The organism is Phormidium sp. FACHB-1136, from assembly GCF_014697375.1.
Classification (GTDB): domain Bacteria; phylum Cyanobacteriota; class Cyanobacteriia; order Phormidesmidales; family Phormidesmidaceae; genus Nodosilinea.
This window is the reverse complement of record NZ_JACJRS010000047.1, coordinates 26608-44104: the sequence shown is the minus strand read 5'-3', so window position 1 is coordinate 44104 and position 17497 is coordinate 26608. Positions and strand designations below refer to the sequence as shown.

At 54.5% G+C, this 17497-nt stretch carries 16 protein-coding genes and 1 pseudogene; 14 read left to right on the top strand and 3 right to left on the bottom strand.

The genetic code is table 11. The features are described 5' to 3' along the window. Positions 1–111: 111 nt before the first annotated feature. Positions 112–264, bottom strand: a pseudogene (locus H6G62_RS15065) (IS1 family transposase); the annotation flags it as partial. A gap of 832 nt (positions 265–1096) precedes the next feature. On the opposite strand from H6G62_RS15065, the gene H6G62_RS15060 reads away from it, so the two are divergent. The 11 genes from H6G62_RS15060 to H6G62_RS15015 all read left to right on the top strand — a co-directional run bounded on the left by H6G62_RS15060 (position 1097) and on the right by H6G62_RS15015 (position 13991). Continuing rightward, positions 1097–3028, top strand: coding sequence for a PatA/PatG family cyanobactin maturation protease (locus H6G62_RS15060; RefSeq protein WP_190496547.1), 1932 nt, complete (start codon positions 1097–1099; stop codon positions 3026–3028). A gap of 147 nt (positions 3029–3175) precedes the next feature. After that, a complete protein-coding gene (locus H6G62_RS27910) occupies positions 3176–3379 on the top strand; it encodes a DUF5837 family cyanobactin class RiPP (protein ID WP_242052058.1) in 204 nt (67 codons plus the stop codon). A gap of 223 nt (positions 3380–3602) precedes the next feature. Next, entirely contained in the window at positions 3603–3818 is a 216-nt protein-coding gene (locus tag H6G62_RS15050) for a cyanobactin biosynthesis system PatB/AcyB/McaB family protein (protein WP_190496545.1), read from the top strand. 29 nt (positions 3819–3847) lie between these two features. Then, entirely contained in the window at positions 3848–4681 is an 834-nt protein-coding gene (locus H6G62_RS27905; RefSeq protein WP_242052050.1) for a cyanobactin biosynthesis PatC/TenC/TruC family protein, read from the top strand. Positions 4682–5251: 570 nt separating this feature from the next. Continuing rightward, positions 5252–5602, top strand: a complete 351-nt coding sequence (locus tag H6G62_RS15040; protein ID WP_190496543.1) for a hypothetical protein — start codon at positions 5252–5254, stop codon at positions 5600–5602. 11 nt (positions 5603–5613) lie between these two features. Next, a complete protein-coding gene (locus tag H6G62_RS28620) occupies positions 5614–6042 on the top strand; it encodes a DUF5837 family cyanobactin class RiPP (RefSeq protein WP_347239363.1) in 429 nt (142 codons plus the stop codon). A gap of 226 nt (positions 6043–6268) precedes the next feature. Then, positions 6269–6451: a DUF5837 family cyanobactin class RiPP gene (locus tag H6G62_RS27900; protein ID WP_242052048.1), complete on the top strand. Its 183-nt coding sequence runs from the start codon at positions 6269–6271 to the stop codon at positions 6449–6451. A gap of 402 nt (positions 6452–6853) precedes the next feature. After that, positions 6854–7024, top strand: a complete 171-nt coding sequence (locus H6G62_RS27895) for a DUF5837 family cyanobactin class RiPP (protein ID WP_242052047.1) — start codon at positions 6854–6856, stop codon at positions 7022–7024. 388 nt (positions 7025–7412) lie between these two features. Then, positions 7413–9713 (top strand): TOMM precursor leader peptide-binding protein, encoded by a 2301-nt coding sequence (locus H6G62_RS15025; RefSeq protein WP_190496542.1) that lies wholly within the window; start codon positions 7413–7415, stop codon positions 9711–9713. Positions 9714–9861: 148 nt separating this feature from the next. Beyond that, positions 9862–10029, top strand: a complete 168-nt coding sequence (locus H6G62_RS15020; RefSeq protein ID WP_190496540.1) for a DUF5837 family cyanobactin class RiPP — start codon at positions 9862–9864, stop codon at positions 10027–10029. Positions 10030–10229: 200 nt separating this feature from the next. Beyond that, positions 10230–13991 carry a PatA/PatG family cyanobactin maturation protease gene (locus H6G62_RS15015; protein ID WP_190496538.1) on the top strand — a complete coding sequence of 1254 codons (3762 nt, stop codon included), beginning with the start codon at positions 10230–10232 and terminating at the stop codon, positions 13989–13991. A gap of 237 nt (positions 13992–14228) precedes the next feature. Here the strand turns inward: H6G62_RS15015 and H6G62_RS15010 are convergent, their stop codons facing one another. Both H6G62_RS15010 and H6G62_RS15005 read right to left on the bottom strand, forming a co-directional pair. Further along, positions 14229–15443, bottom strand: coding sequence for a CBS domain-containing protein (locus tag H6G62_RS15010; protein ID WP_190496536.1), 1215 nt, complete (start codon positions 15441–15443; stop codon positions 14229–14231). 208 nt (positions 15444–15651) lie between these two features. Beyond that, positions 15652–16050, bottom strand: coding sequence for a recombinase family protein (locus H6G62_RS15005; RefSeq protein ID WP_242052045.1), 399 nt, complete (start codon positions 16048–16050; stop codon positions 15652–15654). Between the two features lie 86 nt (positions 16051–16136). Here H6G62_RS15005 and trxA point away from each other — a divergent pair, with 86 nt between their 5' ends. The 3 genes from trxA to H6G62_RS14990 all read left to right on the top strand — a co-directional run bounded on the left by trxA (position 16137) and on the right by H6G62_RS14990 (position 17495). Beyond that, positions 16137–16460 (top strand): thioredoxin, encoded by a 324-nt coding sequence (gene trxA, locus H6G62_RS15000; RefSeq protein WP_190496534.1) that lies wholly within the window; start codon positions 16137–16139, stop codon positions 16458–16460. Between the two features lie 78 nt (positions 16461–16538). Beyond that, positions 16539–16826 (top strand): hypothetical protein, encoded by a 288-nt coding sequence (locus H6G62_RS14995; RefSeq protein ID WP_199325009.1) that lies wholly within the window; start codon positions 16539–16541, stop codon positions 16824–16826. A gap of 51 nt (positions 16827–16877) precedes the next feature. Further along, positions 16878–17495: a CP12 domain-containing protein gene (locus H6G62_RS14990; protein ID WP_190496531.1), complete on the top strand. Its 618-nt coding sequence runs from the start codon at positions 16878–16880 to the stop codon at positions 17493–17495. Positions 17496–17497 lie beyond the last annotated feature (2 nt).

The window sequence follows — 17497 nt, the reverse complement described above, 5'->3', positions numbered from 1 at the left end:
ATGCTGTTGAGGCTATCCATCGGTGCACCGTGTTTTACTTGCACCTGCACTCTATGCGGTGGATAGCTTTTTTCCAACCCAACCCCAAAAAACTGTCCGGAGTGTTGTGAATTAAGAGATGAACCCTTCAGGAACCGGGATATCACCAAACTTAAGGCAGTGCAGTAACAATCGCACTGAGTGGGTCAGCATATCCACTGACTTGGAATAACACAGCGTTTTGCGATGCGGGCGGGCTAGATAATGGCGTAATCGCGTGTTTTGGCTCTTCTGGGTTTGTGACTAGAGTTGTATAGCAGTATGTGGTTTGCGTTTTTGAAAATAGCTGAAAGTTCTGTCATTCCTAGGCATCAGCCCAGGTTATCACCATAATCCCGAAAGAGTCAATAATTTGGGAATCCAGGAATTCGTAATAAGGCAATTCAAGTAATCGACGAGCCATCCTGTGAACCCTTGCTAAAAATATTCGAGCCTGCATAAAACCACTTACAACGTACTGTTTTTCCGTCATTCTACAGGTTGACAAATCTTTTTTCGTATGCATTGATTTTGCGCTTCCCGAAATCCTTGATAAATGGCGATCTTAGTTTTTCGAGTTCACGGCATTATTGATTGCGAGTCGTTAAGCGGCTGTCTAGAGTAAAAAACGACCCATTCCTAAAGCTTGTTGAAGGCATTATCATCAATAATGCTTTAGGTAGTACATAGAAAAAAGTCAATGTCATTCTGCAAAATGTTAATTTTTTTAAGGAAGGCTAAGTATATTCATCTCTCATATCTGAAAAACGTATCGTATTTTGACGGTTTTATGCTTCACAAAGACCATGTATTGTTCGTTTTATACTACTGTTGATAGTTAAGAATGTAAATATCCATCCACTCTTCACTATTGCTCTAGAGACAGTCAGAGTCTAAGGCCACAATTAGGCTAAGCATCTACGTAAGGTTTATTTATCTGTCTCAGATCAATTTAGGTCAGCAGTTAGTTTTAGAGATATTCAAAGTCTCTGTTCTAAGCGGAAAAACGCCTGACCGTTTACGACTTTTTGTGAAGCAGCCCTACAACCGCTGTATTCAAGTACTACTACAATCAACCATGATCACCATTGCTGTCTTAGATGGTCCTGTCGATACAGGCCATGCTTGTTTTGATGGAGCAGATCTCGTCTCGCTACCCACCCTCGTGACCGATACGGTTCGCCGGGATGGCCAGATGTCTAGCCATGGGACCCACGTTGCCAGCATTATCTTTGGCCAGCCCGGTAGCGGTATTGCAGGGATTGCGCCTCAGTGTCGAGGGCTGATAGTGCCTATCTTTTCGGATGAGCGAAACAGTGCTACGCAGTTAGATATGGCGCGAGCCATTGAGCAGGCGGCCAATGCCGGAGCCCAGGTGATTAATATCAGTGGTGGTCAACTGACCGATGCTGGGGAGTCCGATGGTTGGCTGGCCAATGCCGTACGCCTCTGCCAAGAAAAAAATATTTTAATTGTGGCGGCAGCGGGAAATAATGGCTGCGATTGCTTACATGTACCCGCTGCCATGCCCAATGTCTTGGCTGTTGGGGCGATGGATGCCCGTGGGCATCCCTTGGACTTTAGCAATTGGGGCATCACCTATCAGCAGCAGGGTATTTTGGCCCCTGGCCAAAACATTCTTGGAGCTAAACCCGGTGGTGGTACAGAGCGCCTTAGCGGGACAAGCTTTGCTACCCCTATTGTTTCTGGTGCAGTTGCATTGTTGCTAACTGAACAAGAGCGTCGGGGGGAGATTCCCGACCCCAAAAAAGTTCGCCAACTGTTGTTACAGAGTGCTCTACCCTGCGATGTCGATATCCCTGAGGGCACTCGCCGATGTCTAGCAGGTAGGTTGAACCTACCTGGAGCATTCACTTTACTCACAGGAGATCCCATGTCTGATGAACTGACTGCCTTGGCAGCCTCTGGTATTGAAGCGTCTGGTGGCTGCGGTTGTGGTGGAACAGCAGTGGTAGCCTCCCCAGGAGTCACCACTAGCGCTCCTACGGAGCCTCAAGCCGAAAGGTTTGTGACCACAAGCACGTCCGAGCCGGATGTTGCCCTTGAGGCAGCGACCACCCTTGCCCATCCATCTATCTCTAACCCAAATTCTCCCATGACAACCCATCAAGTAACCCCCAGCCAAGCGCCTAGCGATCTCGCCTCTAGCCAATTGGTCTATGCCCTGGGTACCCTCGGCTACGACTTTGGATCTGAGGCTCGCCGCGATACCTTCAAGCAATTAATGCCCCCCTTTGACCTAGGAAGCGGCACGATGGTGCCTGCTAACCCCTACGATGCCCGTCAAATGGTGGATTACCTGGCCAGCGATATTTCTGAAGCTCGCTCGTTGATTTGGACGCTGAATATTGAATTGACCCCGGTCTATGCCATTGAGCCCAAAGGCCCCTTTGCCCGGGAATCCTACTTAGCGCTACAAGAACTGCTAGCAGGGCAAATTCAACCTGAAAGCAGCGATAGCTATATCGAGCGGGTTAGTATTCCGGGTCTCTTAACGGGACGCACCATCAAACTGTTTTCGGGTCAAGTGGTTCCGGTGATTGAACCCCAAAGCACCCGTGGTCTCTATGGCTGGAAGGTCAATAATCTGGTCAATGCCGCCTTTGCCCAGGTGCAGGCGGCTGAGGGAGATGCCAACGAAGAGGCGATGCGCCGCACCCTGGATAGCTTCTTGAATCGGATCTACTACGATCTCCGGAATCTGGGCACCACCTCCCAAGACCGGGCTCTGAACTTTGCGGTGACCAATGCCTTCCAGGCGGCCTCTACCTTTAGTCAGGCTGTGGCGGAAGGGATGGAACTGGATAGCATCACCGTTGAGAAAAGTCCCTTCTGTCGCCTAGATAGCGATTGCTGGGATGTGAAGCTGAAGTTCTTTGACCCTGAAAATAGCCGTCGTGCTAAGAAGATTTTCCGCTTCACGATTGATGTCAGCGACCTGATTCCGGTGACTTTGGGTGAAGTGAAGAGCTGGTCTTCACCCTATTAGGAATCAGAAAGACAGGGGAGACTAGGACACTTCAATACCGGGAGACACGGCCTCAACATTCTTCCCATCTCCCCCCATAGGCTTCTTAACCCAAGAAGAGACTGACCGCCTCAAGCGGTCAACTGTAAACCGAATGAGGAAACTCAAATGAACCACAAGTCTATTAGCCCCAACCCCCAGCAACCCGTGGATCGCGTTCCTGCTGGCCAACTGCCCAGCGCCCTCGCTCAACTGAGCGAAGAAGTGTTGGGAGGAGCTGTTGCACCCGCTGGCGAGAATTCCCGAGGCGAGCCGATGTGTTTCGTGGCCTTTTGTGGGTGTGTGTGTTCCTATGATGGCGACGACGAGTAGTTGTGTCCATCATAACACGGGTGCTTTTTCACCCTTAAAGGGTTGACTGCGCCTGCCAGGGGGCCTGGTTGGCCTCGATACATTGACGGGCAACTGTTGATAACTCGGGGCTTTCCGATACCTGGCACCCTTGAGGGGGGAGAGGGAAGCAGGGGAAGAATCTGTCTTTAGAACTTCCGCTTCCTCTGCCCCCCTCTGCCCCCCTCTCTCCCCACAAAAAATCATGACCTTACCCAAACAAACCCCTCCCGTTAAACGCCCCCATTTCCTGCAGCCAGCTACCTGTGTGGATGTGGAACATGGCAGTGTAGAGAGCCTGGTCAGTGTTCGCATGAAGCTGCTGCACGGGGCGAATTACAACGACCCGTCGGCCTATGCCCTACGCAGCTATAACCAGGTGATGCATTCGGGCTTTAGTGCCCTGGGTCGCTGGTTTTAAGTCCTGTCAACCCTTAACGAGGCGTGAGTATGGCTCCCTCCCTGCCCCTGGTGGATCTGGTGATTTTGACCGACACCAGCCCGACGCTGAAAGCCGATGCCCGGGCGATCAGCGAGGCGGCTGAGTCTGCCCTAGCGATTGCCCAAGGTCAGTGGCCCCTAGATATCCGGCTGGTGTGGCTGGGCATTGAGGGGCGCTGGCGTCAGACCGCCTTTACCCAAACCCTCCGCACCTATCTAACCCAGGAGTGCCAGGTTGACCCTGGTCTCCTACGCAGCCGCCAACGGGGCGAACTCCCCGATGGGGGGGCGCAGGAAGATGCCGCCCGGGCCATTGAGGATGCCACTACCCACCTAGATTGGCGATCACAAGCCCAGCGCCACCTGCTCTATCTCGGTGACGAAGCTCTAGAGGCTGGCGGGGAGAAACCTGAGGCCGCCGATGTGGCCGCAGCGGATCGGGCCATTCAGGCGGCCCAAACCGCTGGTGTCAGGGTACATACCCATCTGGGTCTCTCGAAAAGTCGCCACCGGGATGCCCTAGCTCAGGAATATGCCCGAGTTGCCACGGCTACGGGGGGCCTGGCCTTTGCCGCCAGCGCCGCTGCCCCCACGGATTTTGTGGCCGCTTTAGTGGCTATCCTAGGCCACCACCACACTGCCCTTTCTACCGACTCTCACAAGGAGACTGCCATGGCTACAAAAGACACCCCCGCCCCTGCCGACACTACCCCACAAAAATCCTACCTGCCCACCACCCAGACCGGATTACAGGACTACGCCTACTGGTGGGAGTACGCCCGGAAACAGGCCAAGAAGGGGAAGGGGGTGAAGGACTTTCGTCGGGGACGTATTTGGACGTGATGGGGAGCAGGGGAAGAAACGGAGCAAAAATCTGAACAGTCCCAAAATCTATCTTTTACACTTCCCTCTTCCTCATCATCCCCCTGTTCCTATAAGGGAAAAGATGCTGATCGGGTTGCCATTTCAGCCCCCGTCTTCCCTGCTCATCGCAAAGGAAAAGCGATCAGCCTCACCGATTGAGTGTTCGCTCGACAACCAGACATTTACTCACAAACTTAAACTAAGGAGAAATCCCCATGAATCACAAACTGATGCCTCTCCAGGTAAAGCCGATTAACCGCATTAGCAGTGGTCAACTGTCGCTAGAACGGTCCGAAGCTAACGGTATGGCGGCTGTGTTGCCATCTGATCTGGCGACAAGGACCTGTACCGAGTATTTGTGCTCCTACGATGGGGACGATGCAGATTAGGCTGCAACTGAGAAAGAAACAGATCAAGGGAGCAGAGGAAGAAATGGAGTAAAAATCACTTTTTAACATTTTCTTCCTGTCACCCCCTCCGCTGGGATGGTTATCCCTAACTTGAACAAGAAACCATGCAAAAACTACTAAACCGTAGGGAGAACAACCGATGAGTGAAGAAGAATTAATCAACGGAGAAGAGCCGGTAGACGAAGTATCACCAGGGCCTAATGTCACCGATACGATCAACCAACTCATCGGTAACTGGTCCTATCCTGGCAATTTTCTATCGGAGATTGTGATTGAGTCTGGTGATGCTTTCGATCAGATTGTGGCGAGGGATTTAGCTAAGCAACACTGGTCCTACGGCGATGCCACTGTCCGTATAGATTCTCAGGACGATCTTAATAGGGTTCAGATTGATATTTTCTTTGATACAGGAGTATTCGTTGGAGGTTTGGTCTCAGAGGATTTCAACACCATCGAGTGGGATAACGGTACTCGCTGGGAGCGACGTTAAGGGAAGAACGGGTGACGGAGAGAAAGGGGGCAGGGGAAGAAACGGAGCAAAAATCCGAACAGTCCCAAGAATCTGTCCTTTACACTTCCCTCTTCCTCATCATCCCCCTCTCCCCCAGCTTCCTCTACCCCCTCATCTCCTCCCTCTTCCCTATTCATCGCCGCCCCCTCGCCACACCGGGCCGCGCTACAGGCTTCTTTCAAAAAGAAGGGCCTGACCCCCCTAAGCGGTCAACTGTAAACCTCAATGAGGAAACTCAAATGAACAACAAGTCCATTACCCCCAACCCCCAGCAACCGGTAGACCGGGTACCCACCGGCCAACTGCCCAGCGCCCTCGCCGAACTCAGCGAAGCAGAACTCAGTGCAGGAGTACTACCCTTCAAGGTAGTGAGTATAATGTGTAGTTGTTCCTGTTCCTATGATGGCGACGACGAGTAGTCATAGAAACACATATATGAATGCTTTTCGACTCTCATGGGGGCAACTGTAAGTAAGGCGGGGACGGGGTGACCGAAGATATCTTGCTTGCCTCCTCCCTCCCTTTCCCAGTCTTCTCCCATTCGCCGCCCATCTCTACACCGGGCCGTGCCACAGGCTTCTTGACAACAGGAAGAGACTGACCGCCCTAAGCGGTCAAATCGTAAACCTAAATGAGGAAACTCAAATGAACAACAAGTCCATTACCCCCAACCCCCAGCAACCCGTCGATCGGGTACCCACCGGCCAACTACCCAGCGCCCTCGCCCTCGCTGAACTGAGCGAAGCAGCACTCAGTGCAGAAGTTGGTCCAAGTGAGGGTGGTAGTAGGTTTTGGGGTATTTGTTCCTATGATGGGGACGACGAGTAGCCATCGCTAATCCTAGCATGGATGCTTTTCGACCCTCGGTAGTCCTATTTCGTACAGGCTAGAGAATAATCAGGCGACCCTAGAGACCTTACGGCAGTAGATTGCTGTTTTTGGCTGTTTTTTTCTCTGACCCGTAGATTAATGCACTACCCGACCCTCAAAGGGGCGGCTGCGCCTGCCAGGGAGCCTGGTTGGCCTCGATAAATTGACAACCGTTGATATCTCGGGGCTTTCCGATACCTGGCACCCTTGCGAGACTGCGTGGCGGGGAAATGAATAGAAATGCTGACTCATTTCCCTGTCACCAGATCTTTTTCTCTGCCCCTATACAGACTTTTTCTGAACCGAAAAAGGGACTGACCACCCTAAGCGGTCAACTGTAAACCTAATGAGGAAACTCAAATGAACAACAAGTCGATTACCCCCAACCCCCAGCAGCCCGTAGACCGGGTACCCACCGGCCAGCTACCCAGCGCCCTCGCCGAATTGAGCGAAGCAGCACTCGTAGATGGATGTACTCCCCAAGACTGGTTTCATTATGGTACGTGTTCCTATGATGGGGACGACGAGTAGTCATCGCTAATCCTAGCATGGATGCTTTTCGACCCTCATGGGGGCGGCTGCGGCTGCCAGGGAGCCTGGTTGGCCTCGATAAATTGACGGGCAACCGCTGATACCTCAAGGCTTTCCGATACCTGGCACCCTGGCGGGGTAATGGGGAGAAAGGAAGCAGGAGAGAAAATTGATTCAGTTTCTCCCTGTCTCTCGGTCTCCCCCTCTCCAAGTCTTCTTCCCCCATTGGCGAGCTTGCTTTTCGGGTGATAGCAGTTACCAAATCCTCGATAGTTTTGAGCGCAATTTTCTTAGATCGTTTCTAATTGCCAAAAGACTGAATACTACTGAATCAAACCGTCGTCGGTGAGTGTTTTATCACGGCCATAGTTGCTCAACTCGTAGAAAAATGACCTTCCAAATCAAACCCCACTACCACATTGAAATCATCGAACCCAAACAGGTCTACCTATTGGGTGAGCAAGACAACCATGCCCTCACCGGCCAGCTCTACTGCCAGATTCTCCCCTTTCTGGATGGCCACCACAGCCGGGAGCAAATCGCCGAGAAACTCAACGGTGAAGTGCCCCTGGATTACATCGACTTTGTGCTCAACCGCCTGATGGAAAAGGGCTACTTGACCACGGCGGCCCCCGAGATGGCCCCTGAAGTCGCTGCCTTTTGGAGCGAACTGGGGATAGCCCCCGCCGAAGCGGCCCAGGCCTTACAGCGCCCCGTTGTCGTCACCCCGGTTGGGGATCGGATCAACCCAGAGCTGGTGGATATCCTCTCGACGGCCCTCCATGATGTGGGTATCCCAGTGGAAACCAGTTCCCACTCAGACACCGCCTTGACCATCGTCCTCACCGACGACTACCTACACCCCGACCTAGCCCGCCTCAACCAGCAACACATCGAACACCAGCAACCTTGGTTATTGGTTAAACCCCTGGGTAGTGTCCTCTGGTTAGGCCCCGTCTTTAAGCCCGGTGAAACCGGTTGCTGGCACTGTCTGGCCCAGCGCCTAGCGGGCAATCGCGAAGTGGAAACCTCCGTACAGCGCCAAAAACACGCTGCATCCTCCAATGGCTCCACCCCGTCCTCAGCAACCGAGACAGCGCCACCCAGCGCCTACCTCCCCACGGCCCGTGCCGCCTTACCCTCCACCGTGCAGACCGCCCTCCAGTTCGCCGCCACCGAAATCGCCAAACACCTTGTCATCAGCCATACCCCATCGCTCCAAGGGCGACTGCTAACCCTCAATCACCGCACCCTCGAATTCAAGACCCACACCCTGAGTCGTCGCCCCCAATGCCCTACCTGCGGCGACCCCGATATCCTCACAGCGCGAGGATTCGAGCCGCTGGTGCTGGAACCCCGTCAAAAGCAGTTCACCCGCGACGGTGGCCACCGCGCCATCACCCCCCAGCAAACGGTGCAACAGCACGAGCATTTAATCAGCCCCATCACCGGAGTGGTCACTGAGCTGGTGCGAGTCACCGACCCCGCCAACCCCCTGGTGCATACCTACCGGGCAGGCCATGCCTTTGGTGGTGCCACCTCCCTGCGTGGCTTACGCAGCACCCTAAAACACAAGAGTTCGGGCAAGGGCAAAACCGACAGCCAATCCCGCGCCAGTGGCTTTTGCGAAGCGGTGGAGCGCTACTCCGGTATTTATCAAGGGGATGAACCCCGTCAACAGGCTACGTTCACCGAGCTAGGCGAGTTGGCGATCAATCCCGAAGCCTGTCTTTGCATCAGCGACAGCCAGTATGCCCGTCGAGACGCCATTAACGAAAACCGCCAGGCCGCTCACGATTGGATTCCCCAGCGCTTTGACCCTGATCAGCGCATGGACTGGACACCGGTATGGTCGCTAACGGAGCAGCGTCATAAGTACCTGCCCACCGCCTTTTGCTACTACAACGCCCCCCAACCCAAGGATCAAGCCTTCTGTCGAGCCGACTCCAACGGCAACGCCGCTGGCAATACCCTGGAGGAGGCCATTTTGCAGGGCTTTTTTGAACTGGTAGAGCGGGACAGCGTTGCCCTCTGGTGGTATAACCGCTTGCAGCGACCCGCCGTCGATCTGACCAGCTTTGACGAGCCTTACTTTACCGACCTGCAACAGTATTATGCCGACCATGACCGGGAACTGTGGGTGCTCGATCTCACCGCCGACCTAGGCATCCCGGCCTTTGCCGGGGTCTCCCGCCGCACCGTGGGCGAGTCTGAACGGCTCATCCTGGGCTTTGGCGCTCACCTCGACCCCACCATCGCCATTCTGCGAGCCCTGACGGAGGTCAATCAACTGGGGCTAGAACTCGACCGGGTACCCGATGACCAACTCGATGGCGACGCGAAGCTCTGGCTGCTAGAGGCCACCCTCGACAATCAACCCTACCTCGTACCCGATCCAGCTCAACCCCTGAAGACAATCCAGGACTACCCAAAACGCTGGGGCGACGATATCCGCGATGACGTCATGACCTGTGTGAATATCGTGCAGCAAGCCGGTTTAGAAACCCTGGTACTCGACCAAACCCGCCCAGATATCGGGCTCAACGTGGTCAAGGTAATTGTGCCGGGACTGCGCCACTTCTGGTCACGCTTCGGCCCCGGACGACTTTACGACGTGCCAGTGAACCTGGGCTGGCGGCAAGCACCCACGCCGGAGGAAGAGATGAACCCAATGGCGATGCCGTTTTAGAGGGCGACGGGGAGCATGTTGAGTCAGGTTCTCCCCATCCCCTATTTGCCGCCCCCTCGCCACACCGGGCCACGCCACAGGCTTCTTGACAACAGGAAGGGACTGCCCCCCCTAAGGGGTCAACTGTAAACCTAATGAGGAAACTCAAATGAACAACAAGTCGATTACCCCAAACCCCCAGCAACCCGTAGACCGGGTACCCACGGGCCAGCTACCCAGCGCCCTCGCCGAACTCAGCGAAGTGGCTACTTGTGGCCCTTCTAATCACTTGGGAGAGCACATTGGTAGATGTTCCTACGATGGCGACGACGAGTAGTCACGGCTTAATTTTAGAACAGACGATTCTAGACCACCACCAGGGCGATTACGTCCGCCAAGGAGCATGATTCTCCTCGATAATTTGACGGGCAACCGTTGATATCTCAGGGCCTTCTGATACCTGGCACCCTGAGGGGGTGACGCAAGATAGCATATCTGCCACCGCCCTCCCTTTATAAACCCTACTGACCAAAACCCATGCCCGCCTACCCCTTTGCCCTGTCCCTCAATACCGCTATTCAGGTTCATGCTGGCACCGATGGCTATTGCCTCACCCTGGAGGGGGCTAACGCCAGTCCGGAGGTGCCCCCTTCCAAGGTAACTATCCCTTCGATCACCGGCATGGGGGATGCCCTGGCTCAATTGCAGGAGGGGGGGGCAACGGCAGAAGCCCTGATGCAAACCTTGGTAGATCGGCAGGGGCCAGCGGCGGCGGAACAGTTGGCGGTAACTTTACAACAGCTTGATCAGCAGGGTTGGTTAAATTACGCCGTGCTACCCCTGGCAATCGCGGAGCCGATGGTGGAGTCTACCGAACTCAACCTCGCCCTCCCCCACTGGAGTCAAGTCCAGGTAAGTCTGTCGCGCTTTGCCTACCAGCGCAGCCACGAGGGCGGCATGGTGCTGGAGTCGCCTCTGTCAAAATTTCGGGTGCGGCTCACCGATTGGCGAGCCAGCGCCATTTTGGCCCAGCTTGCCCAGCCCCAATCCCTGCGACGGGTCACTCCCCCCCCGCAGATCGGAGCAGAAACCGCCTATCAGTTCTTAAACCTACTCTGGGCTACGGGCTTTTTGAGCTTAGAAGCTGCCGAAGCCCCGGAACTGCAACTGTGGGAATTTCACAATCTGCTGTTCCACAGCCGCAGCCGCCTTTACCGCCACGACTACTCAACGGCGAATATCGCCGCCAGTGTAGGGGTTTGGGAGCAGTTTCCGGTGGTGAAACCGCCGATGAGTGGGCAAATTGTTCCCCTACCCCAGTTCAGCATTGAGGCGATTCGCCAGCGGGATAAAACCCTGACCACCGCCCTGGAGACGCGGCGGTCGATTCGCGAGTACGACGACCACCAGCCTATCACCGTTGAACAACTGGGGGAATTTCTCTATCGCACCGCCCGGATCAAGGAGATTTATGGTCTGGAGGCGGAGCAACAGGCTCTGCTGAAGGCGGAGTTTGGTGAGGACTTTGACTGGGGCGAGCTAAGCCGCCGCCCCTACCCCTGCGGCGGAGCCATGTACGAGCTGGAGATTTACCCGGTGGTGCGCCATTGTGCTGGGGTCAGTCCTGGCCTGTACCACTACGATCCCCTCAACCACCACCTGGCTCAACTTGATGCTGCTGCTGCCGATATTCAAGCATTACTTAAAGATGCTCACCAGGCGAGTGGTGAACAGGGGATGCCCCAAGTTTTGCTGATTATCACCGCCCGCTTTGGCCGCCTGTTTCGCAAATATCGTTCCCTGGCCTACGCCCTGGTGCTGAAGCACGTAGGGGTGCTGTACGAGAACTTTTATTTGGTGGCTACAAATATGAGTCTGGCTCCTTGCGCCCTAGGAACAGGAGATAGTGATCGCTTCGCCCAAGCCACCGGACTAGATTATGTGGTGGAATCCTCTGTGGGTGAATTCATGCTGGGGTCACTGCCGACAGGGAAAGTTGAGGCAAGCAGCTCTGAAGTGACCACCGTAGATCACACTAACGCTTCCGAAGAATTGACCATCGAAGTGAGCGAATCTGCCCTAGATGCTAGTGAGATGAGTCAGGAAGAATGGACTTCTGAAGAGAAGGCTGACCCCTCCGACGTTCATTCAAAGCTTGAAGCCAGTGAAGTTGAATCGGATTCTATTGGATTGAGCGAAGACGCAATTCAGCCAACAGCATTTCTTCCCTCCTCCGCGTCCCCAGCCCAGCATCCCCACGATCTCGATGATCGCATTCCTGGCCTCGCCGACCTGCGCAATCACACCCTGGGTGATCCCCGCATCACCATTGTCATTTTGGATGGCAACCCCGACCACAGCCTATCCTGTTTCGATGGGGCGGAAATTTCCAAGGTCTTTCCCTACTGGCACCCCCCCGCCGAACCCGTACCCCAGGTGGCCTATCTTCAGTTCCAGGAAATTGACAACAACGACGACCTAGATAAAGACCAAAAAAACGAAGCGATGAAGGCGACTTTTCCAGATTCGCTACTCCATCGTATCCACGGCGACAACCACGCCTGCCACATCACCAGCACCATCGTTGGTCAAGAAAATACCCCTTCTCCTGGTCTGGCCCCCCGCTGTCGGGTAATTAACGTCCCCCTTAACACCACCAGCGACAACGAAGAGTTTATCTCCCCCCTCAACCTAGCTCGAGCCTTTGAGCTGGCGTTAGATTTAGGAGCCAACATCATCCACTGTGCTGCCTGTCGCCCCACCCAAACCGGCGAGGGGGAAGAGTTTCTACTCCAAGCCCTACGGAAGTGCCTGGATAACAACATCCTGATTGTCGCCCCTGCTGGCAACAACGAAGGGGAATGCTGGTGTATGCCCGCTACCTTACCGGGGGTGCTGTCGGTGGGAGCTCTTAAGCCTGACGGTAAGCCCTATAAGTTCAGCAACTGGGGCGGTAATAACGCCCTAGAAGGGATCATGGCCCCCGGCGGTGAGATTCTCGGTGCCCAACCCGCCAACGAAGAGCCGGTACGCCTCAAGGGCACCAGTATGGCTGCGCCTGTGATGACCGGGCTCTGTGGTCTACTGATGAGCCTGCAACTTCAACAGGGTAAGCCCGTCGATGCGGAAGCCATTCGCGCCGCCCTACTCAACACCGCCCTACCCTGCACCCCCGACGACACCGATGAACCCGAACGCTGTCTGCATGGCAAAGTGAACCTCCCCGGGGCCATGGAGCTTCTATTCGGCCCATCGATGACCATCGCCTTCACTGGCAACCAGGTCACCCGGCAGGATTATGAGGCAATCGCTCCGTCGGAAGTCAGAAATCAGAAGCAGGAGTCAACTGTCAGCAGCCAAACTCTGGATGATTTCGCTTCCTCTATTTCCGCTGCTTCCCTTCCTCCCCTCTCTCCCTCCTCTATTACCCCCTCCACCGCCTACTCTGGCCATGTCTACGCCCTGGGGACCCTGAGTTATGACTTTGGCGATGAAGCCCGTCGCGATACCTTCAAACAAACCATGGCTCCGGCAGACCCCAATGGGGGCATGGTTCCCCCGAATCCCTACGATGCTCGTCAGATGGTTGAGCACTTGGATCGTCACCCAGATGCGGCTCATGCCCTCATTTGGACATTAAACCTTGATCAAAATACTCTCTACGCCCTCGACCCAAAAGGCCCCTTTGCCGATGACATTTATGAAATGTTCCTCCTAATGCTCAACGGACAACTCGCACCCGAAATCAGCCATGAGTTTATTGAGCGAATTAGTATTCCAGGACGACAAACTAACCGCACGGTAACACTCTTCTCGGGTGAGGTGGTGCCTGTGTTGAATGTCAGCAACCCCAGGGGAATGTATGGCTGGAATGTGAATACCCTCGTGGATGCCGCCATCAATACCCTCTCTGGCACTGAAGAGACGTCCCTAGAAGACATTCGCCTCAGTCTTACGGCATTCCTCAACCGAGTCTATTACGACCTCCATAATGTCGGACAAACATCACGGGATCGCGCCCTCAACTTCGCCGTTACCAATACCTTTCAGGCCGCCGCAACCTTTGCCGAAGCTATTGCCTCAGGTCGACAGCTTGATACCATCGAGGTCGAAAAAAGTCCCTACTGTCGTCTGAATAGTGATTGCTGGGATGTCTTACTCACCTTTTTTGATCCTGATCATGGTCGGCGATCTCGTCAGGTATTTCGCTTTACCCTCGACGTAGCCGATACAATGCCCGTGACGGTAGGGCGTATCAAACGCTGGGCAAAACCTGGTAAAAACGCAACAGCAGGTTGAATTCATCTATTGCCGTTAGGCTTAGTTTTAGCAATGGGAAAATTTTGGTCGTTAAGACTGAAACGGTCATGAAGCATGAGTTCTAGCGGTCAAACCTTTCGGGACTAAATCAGCCTACAACTGTCCTAAAATCAACCCTAAATGGGGTAGTTGAAAATACAATTATAGTCGATACGCCATCTGTCACTCAATCCGTCCCCCCTTGCCAATTGTCCGCCCCAAATCAGCCTCCGGTGTTCAGGCTTTTTTGATGTGATTCAGCAGATGGATCAGGCGAGTTTTCATCGTCTGCGATGACGGGTTGGGCTCGGCGATCAGGGCATCGAGGGTAGACACGACATGGGCCAGCAGCTCTTGCAGAGTAGCGGCATCCGGGTGGGTGGAGGAAGGGGAGGCTCCAGGGCCAGCCGTCAGCGGGGTGAGGGTGGGAGAATCTAGGAAAAGGGCGGAAGGATCCTGTCGATCCTCTAGGGTGTGGGGCGACGACTGACCTTGGAGTTCCTGAATGGTTTGCTGGAGATTTTCAATCACGCTATACATTTCCATGGGGTCAAACACCCTCAACAAACTGGTTTGGGTCACAATGCCCATGCCCCGGCCCCAGTCCCAAGACACCACCAGCCGTCCTACATGGCGTCGTTGCATTTCCTGCTGGGCCACCCATAGAGAATCTTGGGGACTCAGCAAAAATAAGGGCGTGCTCATCAGCTCATAGGCTGGGGTGTTCACCAGATCAAGTTGCAAGGATTGAAATTGAACAATGTCGCGCTCGGTCAAAATGCCCACCGGACGTGCATAGCCTTCATCATCCAGTTGGGTGATGACCACACAACTCACGTGATGGTTGGCCATGAGCCGAGCCAGGGTCAAGACTGGTGTCGTCAGAGAAGCTTGCACCACCTGGGTAGACATCACATCCGCCACCCGCCGAAACCGCAGTAGATTGGCTGGCTTGAGCACTCGGCGAAGACTAGCATGGGAGATGACCCCCACCACGGCCCCATCGGCATCTAAAACGGGCAGGTGACGAATCCGGTAACGCCGCAGGAGAAAGAGCGCCGCAAAAACGTCCTGTATCGCCTGTTCTGCCAGCGTGACCACCGGAGATGTCATCACGGTTGCCACCGTCACAGTGCGACAGTCGATGGCCGCAGCGGTGAGTCGTACCACATCGCGCTCGGTCAAAATGCCCCGCAGCTCCGATCCCTCCATGACCAGCACACACCCGGCCAACCGCTCGGGGCCTGCCCAGTCTTGATCCTCGGAATCTAGGGGAGAGAGGGGGCCGAGGGCGCAACGGTCGTGGGCCTGACTAATCAGGCTGATCACCTGGATGAGGGGGGTGTCTGGGGCCACAATAATGGGATTCCGCTCAATGGCTGCCGTCAGATCGGGAAACCAGCGTAGAGGGTTGTCGAAGGACTCGTAGTCTAAAGTTCCGGCAGAGGGCATAGAGCGCAGGCGCTGGGCTTAGCAGCAGAGAGGGACAGAACAGCACAAGAGGGATGTAACAGAAATATCGGTAAAACCTACCGATATCAATTGACGTAAGCCTCTCTGGTGCTATTATGAGGGATGTAACAGAATATTCCCTGAAACTCCGATGAATAAAGCTTTTAAGTTTGATTAGGTTCCCTTTAGACGAATAGCTGCCCTGACGTTAGGAATGCTCGGAACGAGAGTCATCCACTCCAGACATTCTCGGCGTTCTACCGTAGATGCGGTCTAGCACCCGTTTTACCGAAACCCGCTGCCACTGATGACCCCGCTTAGTGGTGTAGCCTCGCTGGTTGAGCCAGTCCGCAATTTTCTGCAACGACTTGCCCGACCGATGATGCCGCCGAATCAGGTCAGCCACCTCCGCTTCTTGGGGGTTGGCGATCAACTCACCATTCACGGCCTGTTGCCCAAAGGCGGGGGATCCATAGCCCGCATAGCCTCCCCTGGCTGCCTTCGCTTGTCGCCCTTGTTCTAATCGTTCCCAGGGCGTAGGAGATTGGTAAGCGGCAGGATCAACCATCACAGTACCGTGGCCATGACGAACAGTGGTGCTTGCCATTTTAGCCCATGGCTCGGCCTTGCCAAAGCGAGTTTTACGGTTTTCTCTGTCTTTTGTCCGGTCATTTATTGAGACATTACTTGGTCATGATTACTGCCTCTTCGATTGCGAGCGAACAGGAATTCGACACTCTATTAGCTGAAGGTTCTCTATTCGTGGTCGATTGCACCGCTGTTTGGTGCGGCCCCTGCAAGGTCGTTGCTCCCCTCATGGACAAACTGGCCCAAGACTTTGAGCATCGAGCCAAGGTCTTTAAGTTGGACCTCGACACCAACCCCACCGTTGCTAAGCGATTCGGGATTCGCAGTATTCCAGCGGTGATGTTGTTTAAGGGCGGGGAACACCTCGAAACCCTGATTGGGGTGAAACCCTATGAGGACTTTACTGCCGCTGTCGAGAAATATCTCTAACGAGAAGTATCTCTAACTCAATGACGGCAAGTTGCTTCGAGTTCGGCCTTCTTCCCCACTCCATGGCGAGGGTTTATCATGCTTACCTCCTTAGAGATTTACTGTCCTAACTGTGGCCGCTCGGCCCAGCGTCACTTTGATGACGAGGGAACGGCGTGCCAAGGCTGCTCCGATTCACGGGTGGCCACAACGGAATGTCCTCACTGCGACTACCTGCTCACCATGTGCTGGGGCAATGGTCGAGTTCTCGAAGCCTACGCTCCAGGAACGGTTGGCGAGGTCAAGCGGCCATCTGTCTTTGCTCCAACCTACCGTCCCACACCGACTTACAGCCTTTCCCATGCCTTAGCGGGAAGGGTGAAATAGCCAGCTCACGGTCGCTTTGTGCCCACACCTATGAAGGATGAAAGAGAAATCATGATGCAAGTCAAGGACATTATGACCACCACGGTTGTGACCATTCGAGGATCCGCCAGCGTGGCCGAGGCCGTAGAACTGATGAAGGCTAAAAAGCTCCGCGCCTTAATTGTTGAACCCCGCAGTGCCCAGGATCCCTTCGGCACGATTACCGAGTCTGACATTGTCTATAACGTTGCAGCCTTCGGCCATGATCCTAAAAAAGTCCGGGTCTATGAAGTGATGACCAAGCCCTGCATTACGGTCTACCCAGAACTTGGCGTTGAGTATTTGGCGCGCCTCTTTGCCCAAAGCCGCATTCGCCGTGCCCCCGTTGTGGATGGCCAGCAACTTCTCGGCATTGTATCGATTAGCGACATTTTGTTTAAGAGTGACTTTGTGACCCTATCGAAATCACTCTTTTTAGAAGATCGCATTGAAGCGGCACGAGAAGAAGCCCGCCTCATTTGCAGCGAGCAAGGAGCCACGTCTCCCGCCTGTGCCGCCGCCTGGGATGTTGTTGAGGAACTTCAGGCGGAAACGGCTCACCAGCGGGAACCGGAAAAACAGAAGAACTCGTTGCAAAACTACTGCGACGCGAATCCAGAGGCCGATGAATGCCGGATCTATGAGGACTGAAC